Source organism: Dyadobacter sp. SG02 (assembly GCF_900109045.1).
Taxonomy (GTDB): domain Bacteria; phylum Bacteroidota; class Bacteroidia; order Cytophagales; family Spirosomataceae; genus Dyadobacter.
This window is the reverse complement of record NZ_FNYL01000011.1, coordinates 200,917-221,708: the sequence shown is the minus strand read 5'-3', so window position 1 is coordinate 221,708 and position 20,792 is coordinate 200,917. Positions and strand designations below refer to the sequence as shown.

Sequence of the window (20,792 nt, the reverse complement as noted above, 5' to 3'; positions counted from 1 at the left end):
ATCGGAGGCTTCCAGCAAAACGTGTTCCAGCATATTTCAGCCTTGGTATGCCAGTTGCTGACGCACCCTTTCAAGAGATCGGTGATATTCCGCGGCCGCATCAACCACCATAATGACGCGATGTCACACGCCTCGGAAACCTTGGTTTTTTCAACGAAAGTTGCAATCGACGGCGTCCCTGGGGGTTTTTGGGGACACTTTAAAGTACTTCACCGCGCATCCGGCCAATGGTATGTGTATCGGGTTCACATTACCAAACAGAAATACACGGGTACCTAAGTCCCCGGAATGGGAAGCCGCGACGAGGACATGGCCTGGTGGTAGAAGTACGGGATTGATACGGCATTGCGTCACTGTGCTGGGATTTCGTTGGGAATTTCCGTCATGGCCAGGCGGTTATAGTCGATCCAATAGCGGCACATCGTGTTGAGCATGGCCTGCCATTCCTCGAATTCCACAGGCTTGATGAAAAAAGAATTCGCGCCGGCCTGGTAGCAACGGTTGATATCCTGCTGGTTGGCGCTGCCGCTCAGGATTACGACCGGGATCGTTTTCCACGCAGTTTCAGTATTTGAAGGCGTCTGGCGAATCAGTTTCAACAGTTCCAGCCCATTGATATTCGGCAGTTGTAGATCGATGATAATGAGCGCAGGCCGCCGTCCTTTGAACTGCTCGGCCGATTGCAAGACCATGTACTGGTAGAGTTCCTGAGCACCTTGAAAGAACCTGACGTGGTAATCAGCCAAAAATTTGGTAAAAATGCCTCTTACGAGCTGGCGGCAGTCGCTCGAATCTTCTACCAGGTAGATTTCTTTTTTGCTCATGGATTGATCTTCCGAATTAAAATCGTTTAGCATCACGGGTGTAGCTGGCATTCAGGAAACAGGTGTCCACAGCCTGGGCCAGTTTTAAGAAATCAGCTTCGTGCACAGGCTTTTCCAGAAATGCATTGACCCCGCGTGCATACGCGTCGCGCACGAGCGAGCGATTCGAGATTGTCGAGAGTATTACAACCGGGATATGGCAGGTAGCATTGTTCGTTTTCAGGATGTTGAGCGTTTCCAGGCCACTCAGCCGCGGCATATTCATATCCATGATGATCATTACCGGGTCGTCCGTCACACCCTGATCGACAACCAGCCTGACAAGCTCTTCCCCCGACTCCAGTTCAACGATCCGCACGGGACTGATGACCTGTTCCACAGAGGCGCGGATCAGCATGCGATCGTCTTCGTCGTCATCGGCCAGATAAATAGTCTTCATGCAATCAGGTCAGGCATAATGCAGTATTTCAAAACTGATAAAGCAAACAAATCATGCCACGGCCGAAGATGACACAATTCTTGCCGCCAGCAGGTCAAAAACCCGGGCGTGCGCAGCCTGCCAGTGATCGCATGGGAATGTGTGTATTTTTCGCGGCAGCGCTCGCGAAAAGGGCGATGGTTACTCCCCGGTTTTTTAAAATACCATCATGGATTTGAACGGTTCATCCCTGATAAATTGCCTTTGATGAGATTTGTTTGGATGCCGGATTGGATTGAGCTATGTTGTGAAAAACTAACACTGCTCAATCCAATCCGACTATGCCGACCTTCATTCACACCGAGAAACAAGATCGTGCGATCAATCTCGAAAACATCGATAGTATCAAGAAAGAAAACGGTATCCGTTATGAGATCGTCTTCGAATCCGTACCAGCCCAGGGAAACCAGGAAGGCCTAACCGAAGTAGGCCGCTGGCAGTTTGATACCGAGAAAGAGCGGGATAAGACTTTGAAATGGATTTTGAGTAATTACGGTATAGGGGTTTAATCTTCAAACTCGTTCACGGCCAGCTCCGTAACTCCGGACCATCCGTTCGAAACCGCTTTCGTAACACCGTTTTCCGGTACACTATATAGCGTATTGCCGCTGGTAACGAGCAGGCTCCTGCCATTGGAAGCCAGTTGTGCGCCCGCGGCGAAGATGTTGGCGGTGTGTACCGTGGCTGCGCCGGTCATGGTGTTGATTTTGTAGAGCTTGCCGTCCGGTTTGATGAGGTACACCTTATCATTCAGTTGCGCTATTTCGGTGACGCCTTTATAACCTGCGCCCATGGATACGAAGTTCTGGCCATTGAGCGATACGCGGAACAGAATATCGCCACTCACGATGAAGAGGAATCCGTAGGAATAGGTCATAGCAGTGGCCGGGAGCCAGTACTGGCCTGGCATCGTGGTTTTGCCAGCGTTGTAGGGGATGTCTATTTTGCAGAGATAGCCGTCTTGGAGAAAATATAAAAAATCGTTGGCGTAGGCCATTGCCTTGATGCCCGGGGTGGTCATCAGGACGCCGTATCCTCTGGCTGTCTTCGTGTCCGCCTGGAAGAGCGTCGATCCGTCGGTAATGTACAGTCGTTCGGGGGTAAAAAGCATTTTCTTGGCGCCCGGGAAGTGTCCCGAATATTTCGCCATTTTTCCGGTGGTCGAGTCGGCGAGGTAAATGTCGTCCGGCTTCCCGACGAAGACATTCGCATACATGTTGATAATGCCATTGACGTCGTTGGTCGAAAGATGGTCGCGTTGTACGGTGAAGGTTTTGCCGTCGACGGTGGTCATCACGGGCAAGCCGTTTTTGGAATAGGCCCACGAATCGAGCATCATGATGGAACCGAAATCGAAGAGCCCATATGCATGCGGGTCGTAGCCATTGTCAGGCACTTTGCCCACATTGGGCAGGTCGGCTTCGTTCATGTTGGCCGAATTGATTTTAATGTAAACATTCCGGTCCGGCCGGGTATGCTCGTGCGACAGCCCGATCGTGTGACCGATTTCGTGCAGTACACCTCCTTTTGTCGCATCCACAGGTAGCGTGATAAACTGCTCGCCACCCACCTGACCAATCGATGAAGAATAGCCTTTCGCCCTTTTGAAAGTCACGAAACTGGATCGTACAACCGGGTAGTTCGGTAGTCCGGGAATTTGTCCGCGACGCTCCACAAACCGCACCGGCGTGGTAGCTTCCAGCTCTGCAATGGCTTCCAGAACAGGCGTTTTATTGGTAATGGATGGGTCGATCGTGTAGGGCACCCTGCCATTCCGCCAGAGCGAAGAAAGCTTGATGAGGGCTTGGGTACGGGCATTACCCTGGCCCAGTTGTTCGGGCGTAAGGATAATATCCCCTTCAAATACCGCTTTGCCGTCGATTTCGGAGTAGGTAATCTCGTGTCCGCGGAATGTGCCTTTTCGATGGACGCCGGTTTCGCCCGGGTAGGCTAACTCCGCTGCGGAGCGGCCGATACCCGACTCAGGGGCAGCTGTCACGCCGTTTTCAGGCGTCATTTCCCGGCAGGAGGTAATTTGAAATGCGGCAAACAGCAGTATGCCTGTTCTGACTAATAGACTCTTTGCTTTCATGATCGATGTAATTTTAATGATTTCGCTCTGGTCGAATGCTGGTGCATTCGGATGATCAAAACTAAACCGGGAAGCGGGGAGCAGGCGGGCATAGTCGATGAACGACGTGGGAAAATCGCTGAACGGATTTGCCATTCTAAAATGCGTACCCTATTTTTGTATTGATCAATACAAAAATAAAACACTATGCGTGGCAGACCGTCATCCATCGACCACAAGCAGGTACTACTCAAAGCGCAGCGGGTATTCTGGGAAAAAGGCTTTGGTGCCACCTCCCTCGATGACCTGCTCAAAGCGACCGATATGGGCAGCGGTAGCTTTTATAATACCTTCAAAGGAGGTAAAAAGGAGCTTTTCAGCAAAGCTATCGGGCAGCGCCGGGAGGCATTCCGGGAATTCAAAGCCCAACTCGACCGATCTGAATCGCCTGTGAAAGAAATCAAGGACTTTTTCCGAAGCATCGCGGATGCGGATCACGACACGCACATGCGCGGGTGCATTATCGCGAATGCGGTTACGGAGATGACGTTCCTGGATGCGGAACTGGAAGCGGAGGCGGCGGCGATTTTGGAGGAGGTGGAACAAATGTTTGCCGACGCGATCCGAAAGGAGCAACTAGCCGGGACAATTGCGAACCCAACCGCGCCGGAACTGCTCGGTCGCTACCTGGTAACGGTCTGGAACGGAATGAACGTGACCAGGCGCATTCACCCCGACAGAACAAGTTTGCGTGAACTGATCGAAATGCAGTTGTCGGTCATTAGCTAACCTTTTTTAGCGCCATTTTTGTAATGATCAATACAAAAATAATTATATCAAATTCAATGGACTTAAAACTGAAACAAAAGACCGCTTTCATCAGCGGCTCGACGCAGGGAATCGGCTTTGCAATCGCCCGGCAACTGCTGGAAGAGGGCGCGAATGTAATTGTAAACGGTCGAAGCGAAGAAAAAACGACGGGGGCCGTAAAGCGGCTTTTGGAAACCGATCCCGCCGGTAATGTAACGGGTATTGCCGCTGATTTCTCTAAACCCGAAGACGTGGCAAGGCTGATTGCCAGCCTGCCGGAAGTCGATATCCTCATTAATAATGTGGGAATTTTCGAATTGAAACCATTCTCAGAGATCGACGAGGCCGATTGGCTGCGCGTGTTCCAGGTGAATGTCATGAGCGGGGCGCGCCTTTCGAAGGCGATATTACCGGGAATGCTGGAAAGGAAATGGGGCAGGGTAGTGTTTATCAGCAGTGAATCCGGGGTGAATGTTCCGGCCGATATGATCCATTACGGTGTCACCAAAACAGCGATGCTTTCGTTAGCCAACGGGCTCTCCAAATTGACCAAAGGGACCGAAGTGACGGTCAACAGCATCCTGGGCGGGCCTACCTATTCCGACGGTGTGGCCGGTACCGTCGAAGCGATTGCCGGTGCGCAGGGCATGGATGTGGAACAAATGAAAGCCGCAATTCTGGGCAGTACCAACCCGCAATCCCTTTTGCAGCGATTTATCCGGCCCGAAGAAATCGCGGGACTGGTCGCCTACCTGTGCAGTCCGCTGGCCGTGGCGACCAATGGCTCGTCGCTCCGTGCCGACGGGGGCGTGCTTCAAGTGCTCTGACCGGGTTTCGGATACAAACCTCCGGGAAATGGTTAATCCTGCGCGTGAGGCCTTACCTAGTTTTGCATTGGTTCAAACAAACACAAAAATACCAAAAAATGAAACTTGTAAAATTAGGAAGCCAGGGGTTGGTGGTGCCGTCGCTCGGGCTCGGCTGTATGGGAATGACCGGCATGGCTCACATGGATATTTATGGAAAAGCCGATGAAGCGGAGGCCATTGCTACCATTCACCGCTCGCTGGAACTGGGCGGCAACTTTCTGGACACGGCGGATTTGTACGGGCCGTTGATCAACGAACAATTGATTGCGAAAGCGACGAAAGGGCGACGCGACAATTACCTTCTTGCTACGAAATTCGGGTGGGAGATCGATGATAATGATCAGATAACCTGGAAGTTCAGGGCGGATAAGGCTTATGTCAAAAAAGCGGCGGAGCGATCCCTGCACAATTTGGGTACGGACTATATCGACCTGTATTACCTGCACCGCCTCGATCCCAAAACGCCGGTTGAAGAAACGGTGGAAGCGATGTCGGAACTCGTGAAAGAAGGGAAAGTGCGCTACATTGGCCTGTCGGAAGTATCGGCCGAGACGATCAGACGGGCGCACGCCATCCATCCGATCACCGCTGTTCAGACCGAGTATTCGCTTTTTGAACGGAGTGCGGAGGAAGCGGGCATTTTGCAAACGCTGGAAGAACTGGGCATTGGCTTTGTCGCGTACTCGCCGCTGGGCCGCGGGTTTATCAGCGGCGAGCTGAAAAGTCCGGACGATCTGGCCCAGGATGATTTCAGGCGATCGATACCGCGTTTTCAGGGAGAACAATTTTATAAAAACCTGGAACTGCTGGCTGAAATACAGACCATAGCGAATGAAAAGCAGGTGACGTCGTCGCAGCTTGCATTGGCCTGGGTTATCGCAAAAGGCGTGGTGCCAATCCCGGGAACCAAGCGCCGTAAATACCTGGAAGAGAATATCGCCGCGACGGAAATCCGGCTCGGCGCCGACGATTTGGCGCGCCTGGAAGCTGTGATTCCGCTCGGAACCGAAACCGGCGACCGGTATGACCAGGCCGGAATGCAGGCGATAGACCGGTAGCGGCAATGCAGGCGGGGCGCGTGTTCTGCCTGCATGCATTATATTTAACCTATGAAAAAACAGGCACCCTATATCGTCCATTCGATCTCCGAGCAGCACCGGATACTGGCATTGCCGAAGCCGGTGCACCCGTTGGTGAGTGTTTTCAATTTCGAAGAGATGGACCACGCGAATGCGGATACGCGTATGCAGACGCTGGTGCTGGATATGTACTGCGTTTCGCTGAAAAGGAATGTGACCGGCAAAGTACGTTACGGACAGGGCTTTTACGATTTCGATGAAGGCATTATGTTTTGCACGGCGCCGGGACAAGTTACGGGCAACATTACGGACGACCACAAACCCAGCGGCTGGTGCGTCGTGTTCCATCCTGATTTCATCCGAAAGCACCCGCTCGGACAGCGAATGAAAGACTATGGTTTTTTCGACTATGCTGTCAACGAGGCGCTGCATCTCTCCGAACATGAGGAAAGCCTGGTAATTTCTTTGATGAAAATGCTTCGCGACGAAATCAGCGCGCGGATCGATGCTTATTCCGAAGACGTCATCGTTGCCCACATTGAACTGTTGCTCAGCTACGCGCATCGGTTTTACGGCCGGCAATTCATTACCAGGAAGCCCGTCAGCAGCGATGTGCTGATACGCTTTGAAAAAGTATTATCCGACTATTTTAATACGGACCGCCCCGTTCTGGATGGGCTGCCGACGGTGTCGTACCTGGCAGGCGCACTCAACTTTTCGGACAACTACCTCAGCGATCTCCTCAAAAACCTGACAGGCCAGAATGCGCAGCAGCACATTCATCGCTATGTGATCGAAAAGGCCAAAGAACTTCTTACCCAAACCAGTCTGACTGTGAGTGAAATCGGTTTCCAGCTCGGTTTCGAGTTCCCGCAATCGTTCAGCCGGTTGTTCAAGAGCAAGACAGACTTGACGCCTTTGGGTTACAGGAAGTCGTTGGCTTGAACGCTAAGCCGCATCATGTCGTTAATCCCCCCTCTTTTTGTCCTGAATGACAATCCGCTCAGCTATCGTATCTGTCTAATTTAGTGCCGGTTAAAAGACGTTCACCAGTTACGAAATCACATGAGAAAAATAATAGCCGGAATGAATATGACGTTGGACGGCGTTTGCGATCACACCAAAGGGATTGCGGACGAGGAGCTGCACCAGCATTATACCGACCTGTTGCGCAACGCGGATGCCATTCTGTATGGGCGGATAACCTACCATTTGATGGAATATTGGAGGCCTTTTGTAGCAAACCCATCGGGCGAGAAGGCCATGGATGAATTCGCGGTCGTGATGGACGCGATTCCTAAAATTGTCTTTTCACGCACTTTGAACGATGTCGATTGGAAAAGCGCCCGGGTAGCCAGGGGCGGTCTCGAGGAAGAAGTTCGCGCGCTCACGCAGCAGGACGGCGGGGACATCCTGGTGGGAAGTCGTAGCCTGATTGTCCAAATGCTGAAATTGGGTTTAATAGACGAATTCCAGCTCACGATCCACCCCGTGATTGCCGGAGAAGGTCTGGCGATGTTCGAAAATCTGAACGACTGGACCATGTTGAAACTGATGAAGACGAAAACGTTCGATAGCGGGAACGTGACGCTTTACTATGAGCCGGTCAAAAAATAGCTTTTGCAGAGCCCGCATTAATGAATGCACAAAAGGCCCGCGTTACCGTGGGCCTTTTGTATGATATGCAAAAATTCAGTTTTTCCCTTTCCGGCTATCCAGGTAATACCGGGCCGTTTCGCTCAAGGTGATGATCGCACCGCCCAGGATGACCAGGTCCTTGATCACCAGCCGCCCTAGCCCGGACAGGTACGGGAAGCCCCATTGCGCGTCGCCGAGGGGAGGCACCCAGCTTTCGGGTGTGGTGATCAGAAATGACAGGGTACCCAGCGTCATGATGAAGATCAGCATACTCGCTGCCATACTGGGCACCGGCGCTACCTTGTACAATGCCACCAGCACTGCGGCCGCCACCAGGAATGCTCCCAGGCCATAAGAGAAACCGTAGGTATTGTTGTTGATATGCCACTGGTGATTGGCGGCGATGAGCTCGCCCTCTTTGTTGATATGGCCTTTGTAATCCTGCGGATGGTGATAGAAAAAAGACATAAACGGGCTGTTGGCCACGAACGGCACGATGCCGTCGGCCTCGTAAGTGAAGAATTTGAGTCCTCCTATCCAGAGAAAGACTACCACGATGCCGAACCTGACCAGTTTTTTTCCGAGTTGGTCAAGATTGGCGATGCTGTTAATGATCGAAGTCTTCATGATGTATTTGATTTGTGGTTCAAAATTACATCACCCGATTCCCGTCGGCCATGGACGAAAAAGGCTATGACTTGGACAAATCTGCCACGATGGATATTCCCGTTTTGGAACGAAAAGCCTGCGGGGAAACCTTGGTTATTTTCTTGAAAAAACGGCTGAAATAGTATTCGTCCTTGAACTTTAAAGCATAGGCAATTTCTTTGATGCTTTGCCTGGTGAGGTGAAGCAGTTTTTTGGCTTCGAGCACCAGCCGTTCCTGAATGAGCTGCGACGGCGTTTTCCGGAAATACCGGCTGCAACGTTTGGAAAAGTTATTGGGCGACATAGCCAGCAGCCGCGCGTAGTCATTAGGTTTATGTAAATCCAGGTAATGCTGGTCCAAAAGCTGCCTGAACTGCTCCATCTGTTCATCTTTCTCCTTCGGCCCGTTGTCGATTTCAATCAGCTTCATTTTGATACTGCTCGATTTGGCAAGAAGCAATTGTAAATAGGCCCGTAACACAATTTCCGAAGGGGTAGGCTGGTTGCATTCCTCCTCGATGTCATTCATCAGATTGGAATACAACATAATATCCCTACCGGTGAGCGGTACCGAAGGTTGTATGTAAATATTGTTGAACAGCAATCCATTACAAGCTACTTCGGTGCGGTGGTATTCGATACAATAGAAATCGCCGTGAAATTGGAGCATAGTCACATCGCTGCGCATGCTTTGCTGCACGTGGATCACTTGCAGAGGCGTTGAAAACAGCAGGGTAGGACCAACATAATGGAAACTTCCGAAATCGGCATGATAAACGCCTTCCCCTGCCGCAATAAAAAGAATGGTGTATTCCGAAAATTGCGCCGGGGTGCCCAGCAGATCAGTGGTTAATTTCTTTAACCGGAGCAAATATTGTCCGTCCTTTGAAAATGTTTCCTCCATGTGGGTGGTTGCAGTACTGGTAATTTGATTGTGCAAATTTAATAACCAAAAAGCCTCCCAGCTTGTTACCGGGAGGCTTTCTATTGCAAGGGTCAGGCCAGGAAGTTCGTGATCGGCAATGTTGATCGGTTTGCTAAGCCATAGCCGTTGGCACATGTCCGGAAATTCAAACAAAGCCCTGCTACCCAAAGTTGTTACGGTAAAGAAGCGCCTGCGCCGACCGGCTATTGGATGATTTGCGAAAAGTATGCGATTTAAGTAAATGATATTTAACTCATGCAGATGAATTTATTGGCAATTTAGAAGTTCCACGAGATGATTTGATCGAAAAGATGTCCTGGATCCTACATTAAGCTGAATATCTGCCATATCATCATCACAACATTGAGCATAACGAAAAATCTAACCAGTACAACGAGTTTAGGTGAAGAAAGTGGAGCCCGTAGTAAGCAGGTGATTGCCAATACGTTAAAAATAATGTGCAACCTAGTTAGAACACGGGCATTTCTTATAAACGGCGGATAATTTGATAAATACAACTGCCTGGCGGTCTCAAAATTGATCTGGTTCGTTAGAGTCAGTTTTAACCACAAAATGAAGCTCAATAGTACACCCAAACTGAGAAGTATCCCCACGGGAATAAATACTTTTCTGCTGATCGATTCCTTCATTACCTTGTGGTTAAATAAATCGCAAACTCTTCTTCGCCACCGCTGATCCTAACGTTATACTTTCAGGTTTATTCAAACATATGGTAGCCAGTGTTTCGGAAAGCGAGCGCATTGTCCATGTAGCACCTTATTTCCATGCAACGCCATTGAAGGGAACATTAAAATAGAAATAATACTAAATGGTTATCCCTTTTTTTACCTGTATTGCAGAACCTTCCGCCAGGAATACCGACAAAGGTTTCTCTGTTTTTAAGAAGTCGAACTTTGCGCCGTAGACGCCGGCAAAATCCACATCTATAAGGTAATCTTTGGTATCGTAAACTTGCCATCGTGGATGGGTTACCTCGTATTCTGCTGTTTTGTAAGCATTGATGCGGGTGTAGCCCCAATAATGTTCGGTAATAAACTCCTCTTCGCTTCCAGCGGCTATATCGGTAGGCGTATTGTCCGTGATAACTTGAAGACAGTTACGCAATCCTTTGCCCCACCGGTAAGCCACGGTCCATTCTCGCCCGTTATTCAACCAGGTGTGGCTCATGGGCATTGTAACATAGGGTTCGCTATATACCACCCTGGCCACCAGGCTAAGTGCATGGCGCGGTACAATCTCTTTTAAGAACACAACACCTCTTCTTTTGGTCTTTTCATGTTCTCGTAGTACATAAAAGCGCAGATTAACTTCTTCAAAATTAATATGGAAGGGTATCTTCCAGCCCTTCACCCTCGTGTCCTGAAACATGAAGCCCACCAGGCTTAGATAGCAAGTGTCCTTATACAAGTCCAATGTTGTTCCATGAGGTAGATGGGGTGCCAGCAAGGCGGGATCGACTGCATAGTTAGCTAAAATAAGCTTGCGCCATGCCGCGTCAAGAAAAGTTGGATTCATGCCAAAACTAGAAAGTATATGGTTAAAATGCCTGGCAGTTCGATACGCCAAAGATAGCATTTAGTTCTAACAGCAAGATCGAAATCAAAACGTTCTTTGTTGATCTCTGAACCCCGTCGAAATGTGTCTTGGACAGGATAGTTCAGATGCGAGGCACGATCCTGGTTCAAATCCCGCTTGGTCTCAACAACGGTTGTCGAACCCCAAATCAGCCTTCAAATATTTAAAAATGGCATTTTTGAATACCCCTAAACACAAACAGCCCCTCAACTTGCGTTGAAGGGCTTTTGTACCCGCAACGGAACGAATGTCGAACCGGATGCTTGATGATTTGAAGTTGATATCGGTGTTAAGTATTTTAAAATGAGATCATTGTGTGTTTATGCTCACTCAACCAGGAAAATGGGGAAAGACGGTCACCTTCTGAGAAAGTCTCTTGACCTGACTACCGGTCGATTAAAACTTTCTGAACAGCCCTCAGGCCATTTGCCCAGGAAATTTCCATCAAATACAATCCTGCCGGCAAGTTGTCGACCTGTATCCCGGCATCGCTCACCTTGCTGGTCCGATAGACTACTTTTCCGCTCATGTCGGTGATGCAGGCACTTGAAACTTGCGAGAAATCCTGCACGAACAGCTTTTCAGTAGCCGGATTCGGATATGCTAGGCTTTTGCCGGAACCTGAAAAGGACAAATTCCTGATCCGGCTATAAGCGAATGTGCCGTCGGTATCGACCATCCGTAAGCGGTAGAAACTTTCTTGTAAAACCAATGGATGTAAATCCACAAAGTGATAATCCGTCAGCACCTGGCTCTCCCGGGCTGCCGCGACAGACCCGATACTTTCCCAGTCCTTGGCATTGCCACTGCGCTGCACTTCGAAATGGTCGCTGTTTATCTCAGAATTGGTCGACCAGGTTAGCAGCGCCGCATTTCCTTCCCGTACCGCATCGAAACGGGCGAGTGCGACGGGGAGCGGGCTGTTCGGATTGGCAACCGCGAAGGGTGAGAAACTGGTTATGCCCACTCTTTTTTTGGTATAAGGGCCAGTACCAAAAGCCGGCAAAGCCATCATCTCGTCCCATTGATTGTTTTGGTAATGAGTAATAAAGCATTCGTTACGGTCAAAATTGGGTAGTTCATCGGTGGCATTCCAAAACAACGTCATCGTCACATTTGATCCGCCCGGCACATCTTCGCTCACATACCAAGTTTTATTTACGGCCATGCTGCTAATGGGGCTGCCTTGCGGAATGTTATTCAAAAAGGATGTGTACGTACCAATGTTGGCGCGCGCCGTAAAATTGTCGACAATGCCAAAGTTGGTCATGATCAACGGCGTGTAACTGGTTTCAGAGCCTACCGGAAAGGTAAATTCCTCCAAACCTACTTTTTGCTTTTTAAGGCCGCCGGTACCATCCGTGATCAGATAGCTTTCTGCGCTAGCGCCTTCAATCAGGGCATTGTCAGCCAATGTGATATCGTTGTCGCCCAGGGCAATCTTAGTAGCTTCGTTAAGCAATATTCTGCTATTTACCGTTGCATCGCCACTGAGCTGTTTCCTGGAATCTCCGGCAACAGAGAGGACCGCATACTGCCCGCCCAGGATCGTCTGCGGGCTGGTGCTTGTGAATGCAACGAATGCAGCACCTGCATCAAAAGTCCCGTTGTTCGTCCCGTTGCCCATGATGACTAATACTGCACCTTCCGTGAGGGTCAGACTAGCACCTGCTGCTATCGTTAAATCATTGGCTGTGGCATGGTCGGAACTGATGACCGGATTGTTTGGAGTGCCGGCGGGAATATTGACGTTCGTCGTCGCATCCGGCACCTTGTTATACATCCAGTTTATCGGATTGCTCCAGTCGGAATCGTGCATGCCTAGCCAGGTGCCGGCCGGTGCCGGCTTAACGTACGTAAACGGCACCGTATAAACGCAGCTCGCATGATTTATGACCATTTGAATGTAAAGTGTCTGGCTTCCCTCGGGCAAGGAGGGGTCACCCGAAAAATAAGTACCATTGTAGTAACCAGCCGACTGTGTTCCGGCCGGATCGATGAAAATGCCTAAAACTTCCATCCCACTCGCCGATCCATATCCTGTAATCAAGAGCTCGGGGTCGTCGGCGACCACAGCGGAACCTGTCATTTGTGCATCGTTAAACAAGTTTACGAAGGCACTTTGGTCATTTACGTATATGCCTTTGTATTTTGTAATGCCCAGGTTTCCATACTGTCCCTTTTTCAATTTCAGCGTATCGGTGATGATAACCACGCCTTCATTGCCCATGCCTCTATTGGACGTATTGTCAATTATAACAGAGCCATTTACATGAAAAGTGCCACACGGGGCGTTGCTCACCATCCCGTCTCCGATTTCCATATTGCCTTCACATGTAAACTTGCCCGAGTTAGTAACGTCGCCTAAACTTCCCAGACTACCCGCTGTTCCCTTGATCCGGATTTCGGCGCCGCTGTAATTCTTTAGCAAACCCTCGGAGAAGAGGAGTAATCCAATGTTGTTATTAACTGAAATAAATCCTCCCGATTCATTGTATACTTTACCCGCAACTACAAAAATGCCCATCGATATAGTGCCGGTTTCAGTCAGGGTTCCATCGTTGCGAAGGACACCGCCACCATTTATCTCGATCGCGGCGTATTCGACCGGGCCAACTTCGTTATTGGTGATCGTTACGGTACCGTGGTTGGTAAATGTTCCCAGAATCTCCAGCGTATGATTCTGCGAAGCGGTAGAGGTCATGGTAGCGCCGGCCTCCACCGTTAATGAAGCGCCTGGCTTGACTTTAATGGTGTGGAACTCAATTTCCGAACCGGTCGGTACTACCGGACTGTTGGGCCTGTTCGCGAGTATAGTGATTTCGTCATCGTAAGCCGGGATGCCGTAAGGTTCCCAGTTGTCATCGTCCATCCAACTGCTGCTAGATCCTCCTGTCCAGGTTTTCTGGGCAAATAATGTGGAACTTACCGAGCATACGAAAAATAACGGAAGTAGAAGTTTGTACATGAGGTTAGGGTTGGTTGATATTGATCACAATTTTCCTTACCGACTTTCTTCCATCAAGCCACCCGATCTCCACCAGGTGTACCCCTGCCGTAAGTTTTTCGACGTTGACTGCATCGGTTTTCATCGTGCCGGATTGGTAGACTACCTTTCCATTTACATCGATAATGCGCAGGCTTGAAACATGGGTGTAATCGTGTACGAATAGCTTGTCATTGACCGGATTAGGGAACACGACGGGACTGTCATCGCTGTCAAATTTCAGGCTTTTAATACGGCTATATGTAAACGCACCGGGGCCTGTCGCTCCGCGATCGATTATCTTCAAGCGGTAAAGATTTTCCTGCGATGCTACCGGCTGCTCGTCCGTAAAATGGTAGTCTGCCCATACTTTGCTTTCTCCTTTTGCCCTGACCGTACCGATTTTCTGCCAGATTTTTCCATTAAGGCTATGTTCTACTTCGAAACGTTCGCTATTGGTTTCCTCAGTGGTCGACCAGCTCAGAAGGGCGGTGGAGCCCTCCTTCACGGCGTCGAAGCGTGCTAGTGTGACAGGTAACGGGGAATCGGGGTTGGTGACTGCGAAAGGGGAGAAGCTGGTAATGCCGGAGCGGCTCGCGAAAAACGGATTGCCGCCCGACGCAACGCCACCCGTGGTCGGTTTCCAGCTGCCGTTTTGATAATGTGAAACGTAACAGTCGCTTCGATCAAATGAGGGAAGTTCGTCGGTCGGGTTCCAGTACAGGGACATTCCCACGTTTGATCCTCCCGGCACGTCTTCGCTGATGTACCAGGTGCTGTTGACCGCTTTCAGGGCAACCGGGCTGCCTTGTGGTACATTGTTTAAATAGGATGTATAAACCCCTTCGCCCACGCGTGCTGTAAAATGGTCGGGAGCGCCCGTGTTGGAAAGCACGACCGGCATGTAACTCGTCGCCGACCCGATCGGGAAAGTGAATCCTGAGGCGCCTAGATTCTTCTTTTTGAGACCTCCGGTACCATTGGTGATGAAGTACCGCTCCGAATTGAAATCGTTGAATGGTGACGGACTGGCAACCGTAAAGGTGTTGTTGCCCAATATCATTTTTGTATTACTCAAAAATACAAAGTAGTGACTCAGTGTGGCATCGGCAGTAAGCGTTTTATTACCGCCACTAATGCCCAGGATCGAATATGTACCTCCTGGAATGGTTTGAGTACCAGTGCCCGAAAACAAGGTGTATGCGCCGTCGGCACCTGCGTTGAACGAACCGTTGTTGGTGAAATCCCCTTTTACATCAAGTGTTGAGTTGGCATCCAAACTGAGGCTTGCATTCGGCGCTATCGTGAGATTTTTGGCCAAAGCCTCGGATTGGGATATTTTGATAACCGGCGAATTGGGTGTACCTGCCGGGATGTTAACATTCGTGCTGGCGGTAGGAATGGCCCCGCCGCACCAGTTGGCGGGCAGGTACCAGTCGTTACTGGTAGTGCCGAGCCAGCTACCTGGCGTGTTGATGGTTAGCGGTGCCTTATTGGAGGAATTATCCGAGTTCGAAGAAAATTCCACTACGCCGGGTGTTCCGTTGGAAATGAAGTTCGCGGTGGCCATGCCGTTTGCCTGAATCTTCGATACCCCGGAAATAATTCCCATACCGCCTGGACTGGCTGAGATACTCACCGGGCGGCCGATCAACGCACCCAGATTGGACGGGTCGATCAGCTCGTTGGCGGAGTTGGACGTAAAACCCGTAGAGGCTTGAACCGAATTGGTGCCGGGGTAGCAAATGCTTTGCGTGTTGAGGGTAGTCTTTAATTGCAAATGGGGGGTGAAAACCTCGGCGAAACCGTTCGGAGATGTACCATAGTCATCACCATTACATCCCACCGCACCCGCATTGCAACCCCACCAATTGTTTTTGGCATTGAGCAAATCGGATGTTGGGAAGGTTATTGGAGAGCCAGGAGGGCCAGCCTGCTGCAGTAGCACTATTTCTACGGCACCACGATCTCGTGCAGTGTTACTGAGGAAACGATTGTAATTGATGTTGAGCTTAGATCCATTGATCCAACTCGTCCAACCAATCGCTCCGATCAACCCTTGGTCGGCGGAATTGGCGATAAATGTACATCCGGTAATAGAAGTAGAAAAAGTGCCCGGACCGCCAATAGCAATTATTGAAATAGCTCCAATGTGGGCATTAGTTGCCTTGTTGTGAGAAAATAGGGAGTTGGCAATATTAATTTGCCCGGAGTTAATCCTGTTAGATGCCATGTTAAGTCTCACGCCTATGGCTCCTCCGTTGCCGACGTAAGCGGTGTTACCCGTAAACGTACAGTTTGTGACAGAAAGGGATACATCGAAGCAGAAGATTGCACCTCCATCAGGTCGCTCCTTGTCATTAGTTGCCTTATTATTAAAAAACCAACAGTTATCGAAGCTGATCGCATTTCCACGCCCGTTGCGCGCCAGAACGGCACCGCCACCGAGCGCGGTGCCTGATATACAGTTTTGAAAGGTCATCCCGTTAAAAGCAACCTTGACATTCGTTTGATCGGCGTTCGGATTTATGACAAAGCCGCGACCTAGGTTGCGGGCATCAATGATTGTATTCCCTGGACCGGCAGCATTAATGGTAATGTCAACCCCGCTGGCCGTCCCAATTTCGATGGCTAGCGGGTCTATGTAGTAAGTTCCGGCAATGACGTTGACGGTATGTGTGCCAGGTGTATTACCTGCATCCACAAGCGCACCTCTCAATTGGTCGAGACCAGTGCCGTCGGCAGTATTGGTCACATTGTAGACAGTCGCATGCGCAATGCCAGCCGGCAGGCAAAGGGCGAAACTAACCCATAGAACCAGTGTTTTGAGCTCAAACATATAGCAGTAGTGTTTTTTCAAGTGTTGTTTTTTGATTTGAGAAAATGCGTTTCAACCACAGGCAATGTACCCCGCAAAGGAAATTGCTATGCGCAAAGCATTTCCTACCCATCCGGGTAGTTGTCTATACGTTTGATTGATTTTACAGGGTTACTTTGCCAAATGGGGGTGAACTATCCCAGCGGATTTCTGAAACGCAGCAAAAGTTCGCTGCGGCTCGATATTTGGAGCTTGATGTAGATGTTCTTGATGTGGTACTTGACGGTTTCCACCGATATAAACAGCTTATCGCCAATGTCTTTGTTGGACGAGCCGCTTTGCAGCAAGGATAATATCTCGATTTCGCGGACGGTCAATTTGGCGTCCGGCTGCTTTTGCTGGGGCCGGTTGAAAAACCGGATCACTTCCATGGCTATTTTCGGGGAAATGGCGGCGCCTCCGGCCAGCATTTCCCTGAGCCCGGCCCGTAGCTCACTCAATTGGGAGCTTTTGAGCATATAACCGGTTGCCCCCGCACAAAGTGACTGGAATATTTTGTCCTGGTCCTCAAACACGGTAAACATCATCACCTGCGTCTGCGGGCTGCTTTCCTTGATGTGCCATACGGCTTCGATCCCCGATCTGCCGGGCAGGCCAATGTCGCATAGCAGCAGGTCAAGGCGTTGCGCGGGATTCCAGCGGTCCACGAATTCTTCGAACGACGCGGCGGATAGTACGAGTTCGAAATCCGGTTGCACCGCAAAAAAGTCGGCCAGCACTTGCCGAATGCCCGCTGTGTCTTCAATAATAGCTAGTCTGTTCATCGTAGCTGTAAAATTAAGCAGGGTTCTGGGTTTGTTTTCCCACCCATACAGGTAGTTCCGTACTGCTTTGCTTCTTTGCCAATGTGACCGCGACGCCCCCCCATGTTCCGGATTCTACTTTTAACTCTGCACGAATTTTGTGTGCCCTGTTCTGCATGTTTTTGAGGCCATTTCCCTGGCTGGAAACATCACCGAGCCCTTTTCCATTGTCCGTAATGCACATTCGCCATTGCGAATCATAGAAATCGAGGGTAATCTGCGCTTGTTCGGCTTGCGAATGTTTACAAACGTTCGTGATCGCTTCTTTATAGATGAGCCAAATATTCTGTCGAACCTGCTGGGAAAGGAAAGTGAGCTCAGTGATTCCCTTACTTTCAAACTCGTATTGTATCCCAATCGGTTTCAGGGCAAATTCGGCATAATCTTTCATGCGATCGGTTAATGTCTTGGCATTGTCGTTCCGCGGATCGATGCTCCACACCACGTCGTGCATGCTTTTAACAGCCAAGCGGCCTGTCTCTATAATTTTGCGGAGGTATTCCTTTCGCTGGCTTTCGTCCGCATATTGGAGAAAATCAGCTTGAAGGGCAAGGCCAGAAATCAATCCGCCTACCTCGTCGTGAAGGTCTTCCGCAATTTTGAGCCGCAGGCCTCTTTCTTTTTCCCTTTGCCTTTCCAGGTACCGGAATACGGCCATTCCCAAAGCCAGGGCGGCAGTGATTAGCAATATCTTAAACCATACTGTTTCTGAAAATTGTGGCTTAATCCTGATCATTTCCGCCGTCACGATCGCGTTGACCTTTCCGTTGGGCGCGGCTGTGCCTACTTCGAGCCGGTAAGATCCGGGCTGCGGCCTTACGAGTGAGATTTCCTTGTTGTTTCCCAGCCTGCTCCACGCCATGTCTTTATCGAGCCTGAAAAAATAGGGCGTTTCATCGGCGGTTCCGCTGATGTCCCCGCCCAGGTGAACCGTGAAAGAGATCACGTCAGCGGGAATCACGATTTCAGTTCCTGAATGATAGGGGAGTGTCAAGTCGGCTTTACGGTCATTGTCTTTTGTCTGAGTAAGCAATTGGGTCACATAAAGGGCCCCCGCTGCTTTGGGGCCGGATGCCAGAAGCTTGTCGATTGGTATCACCACAACGCCGCTTACGGTTCCCAACAGGAGCGTATCGCCGGACAAGAAAGAGGCGCCGGTATTGAATTCGTTGGAGGGCAAGCCGTCGCTTTCTTTGTAGTTTCGGATCAGCCCCGTTTGCAGGTCGATGCGGCTGAGCCCGTTGTTCGTACCTGCCAGCAGCACATTCTTCCGAAAGCTGATGGAATAGACCAGGCTGCCGGCCAGGTTTTTCGTTTCATCGATCCACGCGACCCTTTTAAAACTGCGCCGGTCGAGCACGACGAGCCCCTTGCCGATGGTAGCTGCGTAAACCCGGTCTCCTACGAAAGTCAGCGAGGGACAGCTGGTTTGGTCGTCGCTGCGGTAGACGATTTTTCCGACTCCATCCTTACTATATTTAAAAACAAAAAGCCCATCTGCCGTACATACCCAGAGAAAGCCATCCTGTATGTATAAAGCTGAAACGTGAACCTGCCGGGCGGCAAATTCGGCATTGCCGCCATTGCTTTCGATGATTTGTCCCTTTTTGAGATCGGCCAGGTAAAAGCCTTGGTAACATCCCACCCATGCCAGATCACCTGTGCGAACAATGGAGGTGACGTATTTTTCGTAAAGCTGCCCATATTTGGTCATAGCCTGCGAAAAGATTCCCTTGGGGATGTCGTACCAATACAAACCACCGCCTTCAATGCCTAGCAGAAGACTGTCTGCCGACCACGGGACTATTTTATAGACGAAAAGCAAATTGGTCAGCTGCTTTTTGGCGCCGGTGCTTCCATCGATTTTGAGAAAACCCTCTGAATAGGTCCCAAGGAATACATCTCCGTTCGGGTGTTTGTAAATGGACCTTATGCTGTTTCCCCTGGTCAGATCAACAGCCTCTATTCCAGGCTTGTCCGGAGCCAAAGCGACGCGGAAAATTCCCCTTTCCTGACCGGACTCGTATACGATAAGCTGGCTGAGATTGTAATTGTTGTGTTCGGGAATGCGCTTTCCGGCGATAACGCTTTGAGGGCCGGCCGCCGTAATGTGGTTGTTATTGAAATCGTATATAAACAGCTCATTTTCAATGGTGGTTATCAGTACCTGATGCCTGGAAAGCGGTGTTTGGTAGGCGCAGCGAACGGGTCGGGGCAGTCTTACATTTGCTATAACCTTTGAATTACAGTCCAGCATTTTCAATTCTCCCCGGTCGGTCAAAAACAGGATTTTTCCAGACCCGTGATAAACCGGATGCTGAATGGACTTATCGATAAAGTCGACCTGTCTGACGATCTCTTTCAGCACGTATCTGTTATTTTCGGAATGCAGCCGCACGATGCGGGCCACGTAGCCGGTAGTGAGCCAGAGATCGCCGTCGGCCTGTTCATGAATCCAGTTGACCGCCCCTTTTCTTGTCCCTTCGTTAATGTTGTCTTTGAGGTCAAATACCAGCCGAAGGCTATCTGCTTTCACCTCATAAAGCTTTCCCCAACCTGCCGCTACCAATACACGTCCCGCGTTGGTCTGCATGATATAGCCGGTAGCGCCCGCGTTGTCGGGATCATGTGCAGCGGCAGGAAATAGGAAAGAATGGTGCTTCCAGGTTCTGAGGTCCAGCCGGATGAGCGTTTGCCGGGTGCCTATCCAAAGGCGGTCATGATCGTCGCAGTGAATGAATTTAATGGTATAAGGCTGGATCCCGAACTGTGGGCCCAGCCCGATGACATTATTTCCGTCGAAACGGTATATATCCCTGTTGGTAAAAAACCAGAGAAGTCCCTTTGAGTCGTAAACTGCCTGTTTGATATTGCGGTCCTTGAACTGCCTGGGAAGAGATATGTCCGTTATTTGCAACCTGGGCCCGGCGGCATACACATAAGAAAGTGAAGAGAAACCCACTATCACCAGGAAAATAAACTTCCGAAAAAAATCACCGGCTTTCCCGGATGCATTCAACAAGCTAACTAAACCCGGAACGGAGAATATTTTCATGGAATAGGGGCATTGAGGTGATTTTGCAGGTACAAGGTAAAAAAAGAGTGTCAGAATCGGCTCTGGAGTTACTGTACGAAAGAAGCAATAAAGCATTGCGGAGAATCGACAGGGCCGGGACAATCGGTTGGT

The 20,792-nt window shown here is 50.0% G+C and carries 16 protein-coding genes; 6 read left to right on the top strand and 10 right to left on the bottom strand.

Translation table 11 applies throughout. The features are described from left to right. Window positions 1-350: 350 nt before the first annotated feature. Both BMW93_RS24505 and BMW93_RS24500 read right to left on the bottom strand, forming a co-directional pair. Window positions 351-824, bottom strand: a complete 474-nt coding sequence (locus tag BMW93_RS24505) for a response regulator (protein ID WP_177194184.1) — start codon at window positions 822-824, stop codon at window positions 351-353. 16 nt (window positions 825-840) lie between these two features. Continuing rightward, window positions 841-1,263, bottom strand: a complete 423-nt coding sequence (locus tag BMW93_RS24500) for a response regulator (RefSeq protein ID WP_090382548.1) — start codon at window positions 1,261-1,263, stop codon at window positions 841-843. 320 nt (window positions 1,264-1,583) lie between these two features. On the opposite strand from BMW93_RS24500, the gene BMW93_RS24495 reads away from it, so the two are divergent. Continuing rightward, a complete protein-coding gene (locus tag BMW93_RS24495) occupies window positions 1,584-1,811 on the top strand; it encodes a hypothetical protein (protein WP_090382545.1) in 228 nt (75 codons plus the stop codon). Here BMW93_RS24495 and BMW93_RS24490 read toward each other — a convergent pair. After that, window positions 1,808-3,529 (bottom strand): M12 family metallopeptidase, encoded by a 1,722-nt coding sequence (locus tag BMW93_RS24490; protein ID WP_090382543.1) that lies wholly within the window; start codon window positions 3,527-3,529, stop codon window positions 1,808-1,810. The genes BMW93_RS24495 and BMW93_RS24490 overlap by 4 nt on opposite strands. A 51-nt stretch (window positions 3,530-3,580) precedes the next feature. Between BMW93_RS24490 and BMW93_RS24485 the strand changes: the two genes are divergently transcribed. The 5 genes from BMW93_RS24485 (at window position 3,581) to BMW93_RS24465 (ending at window position 7,748) form a co-directional block, all read left to right on the top strand. Next, window positions 3,581-4,162 carry a TetR/AcrR family transcriptional regulator gene (locus BMW93_RS24485; protein WP_090382540.1) on the top strand — a complete coding sequence of 194 codons (582 nt, stop codon included), beginning with the start codon at window positions 3,581-3,583 and terminating at the stop codon, window positions 4,160-4,162. A 56-nt stretch (window positions 4,163-4,218) separates the two neighbouring features. Then, on the top strand, window positions 4,219-5,010 hold the full coding sequence (locus tag BMW93_RS24480; RefSeq protein WP_090382538.1) for an SDR family NAD(P)-dependent oxidoreductase: 792 nt from the start codon (window positions 4,219-4,221) through the stop codon (window positions 5,008-5,010). Window positions 5,011-5,108: 98 nt separating this feature from the next. Continuing rightward, a complete protein-coding gene (locus tag BMW93_RS24475) occupies window positions 5,109-6,110 on the top strand; it encodes an aldo/keto reductase (RefSeq protein WP_090382535.1) in 1,002 nt (333 codons plus the stop codon). Between the two features lie 51 nt (window positions 6,111-6,161). Beyond that, a complete protein-coding gene (locus tag BMW93_RS24470) occupies window positions 6,162-7,076 on the top strand; it encodes an AraC family transcriptional regulator (RefSeq protein WP_090382532.1) in 915 nt (304 codons plus the stop codon). Window positions 7,077-7,196: 120 nt separating this feature from the next. Beyond that, complete coding sequence (locus tag BMW93_RS24465; RefSeq protein ID WP_090382530.1) at window positions 7,197-7,748, top strand: dihydrofolate reductase family protein; 552 nt, start codon at window positions 7,197-7,199, stop codon at window positions 7,746-7,748. 75 nt (window positions 7,749-7,823) lie between these two features. Here BMW93_RS24465 and BMW93_RS24460 read toward each other — a convergent pair whose 3' ends face one another. The 7 genes from BMW93_RS24460 to BMW93_RS24425 form a co-directional block, all read right to left on the bottom strand. After that, the gene (locus tag BMW93_RS24460) at window positions 7,824-8,396 is read right to left on the bottom strand and encodes a DUF417 family protein (RefSeq protein ID WP_090382528.1); all 573 of its coding nucleotides are present in this window, start codon (window positions 8,394-8,396) and stop codon (window positions 7,824-7,826) included. A gap of 64 nt (window positions 8,397-8,460) precedes the next feature. After that, a complete protein-coding gene (locus tag BMW93_RS24455) occupies window positions 8,461-9,321 on the bottom strand; it encodes an AraC family transcriptional regulator (RefSeq protein ID WP_090382525.1) in 861 nt (286 codons plus the stop codon). Between the two features lie 846 nt (window positions 9,322-10,167). Then, entirely contained in the window at window positions 10,168-10,878 is a 711-nt protein-coding gene (locus BMW93_RS24445) for a YqjF family protein (RefSeq protein WP_090382520.1), read from the bottom strand. A gap of 445 nt (window positions 10,879-11,323) precedes the next feature. Continuing rightward, entirely contained in the window at window positions 11,324-13,906 is a 2,583-nt protein-coding gene (locus BMW93_RS24440; RefSeq protein ID WP_090382519.1) for a T9SS type A sorting domain-containing protein, read from the bottom strand. A gap of 4 nt (window positions 13,907-13,910) precedes the next feature. Continuing rightward, window positions 13,911-16,763, bottom strand: coding sequence for a T9SS type A sorting domain-containing protein (locus BMW93_RS24435; RefSeq protein WP_090382517.1), 2,853 nt, complete (start codon window positions 16,761-16,763; stop codon window positions 13,911-13,913). Window positions 16,764-16,936: 173 nt separating this feature from the next. Continuing rightward, window positions 16,937-17,566: a response regulator transcription factor gene (locus BMW93_RS24430; RefSeq protein ID WP_090382512.1), complete on the bottom strand. Its 630-nt coding sequence runs from the start codon at window positions 17,564-17,566 to the stop codon at window positions 16,937-16,939. Window positions 17,567-17,579: 13 nt separating this feature from the next. Further along, complete coding sequence (locus BMW93_RS24425) at window positions 17,580-20,660, bottom strand: histidine kinase (protein ID WP_177194183.1); 3,081 nt, start codon at window positions 20,658-20,660, stop codon at window positions 17,580-17,582. Between the last annotated feature and the right edge of the window lie 132 nt (window positions 20,661-20,792).

What these genes read in the sequence shown, in the direction of transcription:
- BMW93_RS24505 (WP_177194184.1), bottom strand. Translation starts at nt 824, where the DNA reads ATGAGCAAAAAAGAAATCTACCTGGTAGAAGATTCGAGCGACTGCCGC.
- BMW93_RS24500 (WP_090382548.1), bottom strand. Translation starts at nt 1,263, where the DNA reads ATGAAGACTATTTATCTGGCCGATGACGACGAAGACGATCGCATGCTG.
- BMW93_RS24495 (WP_090382545.1), top strand. Translation starts at nt 1,584, where the DNA reads ATGCCGACCTTCATTCACACCGAGAAACAAGATCGTGCGATCAATCTC.
- BMW93_RS24490 (WP_090382543.1), bottom strand. Translation starts at nt 3,529, where the DNA reads ATGGCAAATCCGTTCAGCGATTTTCCCACGTCGTTCATCGACTATGCC.
- BMW93_RS24485 (WP_090382540.1), top strand. Translation starts at nt 3,581, where the DNA reads ATGCGTGGCAGACCGTCATCCATCGACCACAAGCAGGTACTACTCAAA.
- BMW93_RS24480 (WP_090382538.1), top strand. Translation starts at nt 4,219, where the DNA reads ATGGACTTAAAACTGAAACAAAAGACCGCTTTCATCAGCGGCTCGACG.
- BMW93_RS24475 (WP_090382535.1), top strand. Translation starts at nt 5,109, where the DNA reads ATGAAACTTGTAAAATTAGGAAGCCAGGGGTTGGTGGTGCCGTCGCTC.
- BMW93_RS24470 (WP_090382532.1), top strand. Translation starts at nt 6,162, where the DNA reads ATGAAAAAACAGGCACCCTATATCGTCCATTCGATCTCCGAGCAGCAC.
- BMW93_RS24465 (WP_090382530.1), top strand. Translation starts at nt 7,197, where the DNA reads ATGAGAAAAATAATAGCCGGAATGAATATGACGTTGGACGGCGTTTGC.
- BMW93_RS24460 (WP_090382528.1), bottom strand. Translation starts at nt 8,396, where the DNA reads ATGAAGACTTCGATCATTAACAGCATCGCCAATCTTGACCAACTCGGA.
- BMW93_RS24455 (WP_090382525.1), bottom strand. Translation starts at nt 9,321, where the DNA reads ATGGAGGAAACATTTTCAAAGGACGGACAATATTTGCTCCGGTTAAAG.
- BMW93_RS24445 (WP_090382520.1), bottom strand. Translation starts at nt 10,878, where the DNA reads ATGAATCCAACTTTTCTTGACGCGGCATGGCGCAAGCTTATTTTAGCT.
- BMW93_RS24440 (WP_090382519.1), bottom strand. Translation starts at nt 13,906, where the DNA reads ATGTACAAACTTCTACTTCCGTTATTTTTCGTATGCTCGGTAAGTTCC.
- BMW93_RS24435 (WP_090382517.1), bottom strand. Translation starts at nt 16,763, where the DNA reads ATGTTTGAGCTCAAAACACTGGTTCTATGGGTTAGTTTCGCCCTTTGC.
- BMW93_RS24430 (WP_090382512.1), bottom strand. Translation starts at nt 17,566, where the DNA reads ATGAACAGACTAGCTATTATTGAAGACACAGCGGGCATTCGGCAAGTG.
- BMW93_RS24425 (WP_177194183.1), bottom strand. Translation starts at nt 20,660, where the DNA reads ATGAAAATATTCTCCGTTCCGGGTTTAGTTAGCTTGTTGAATGCATCC.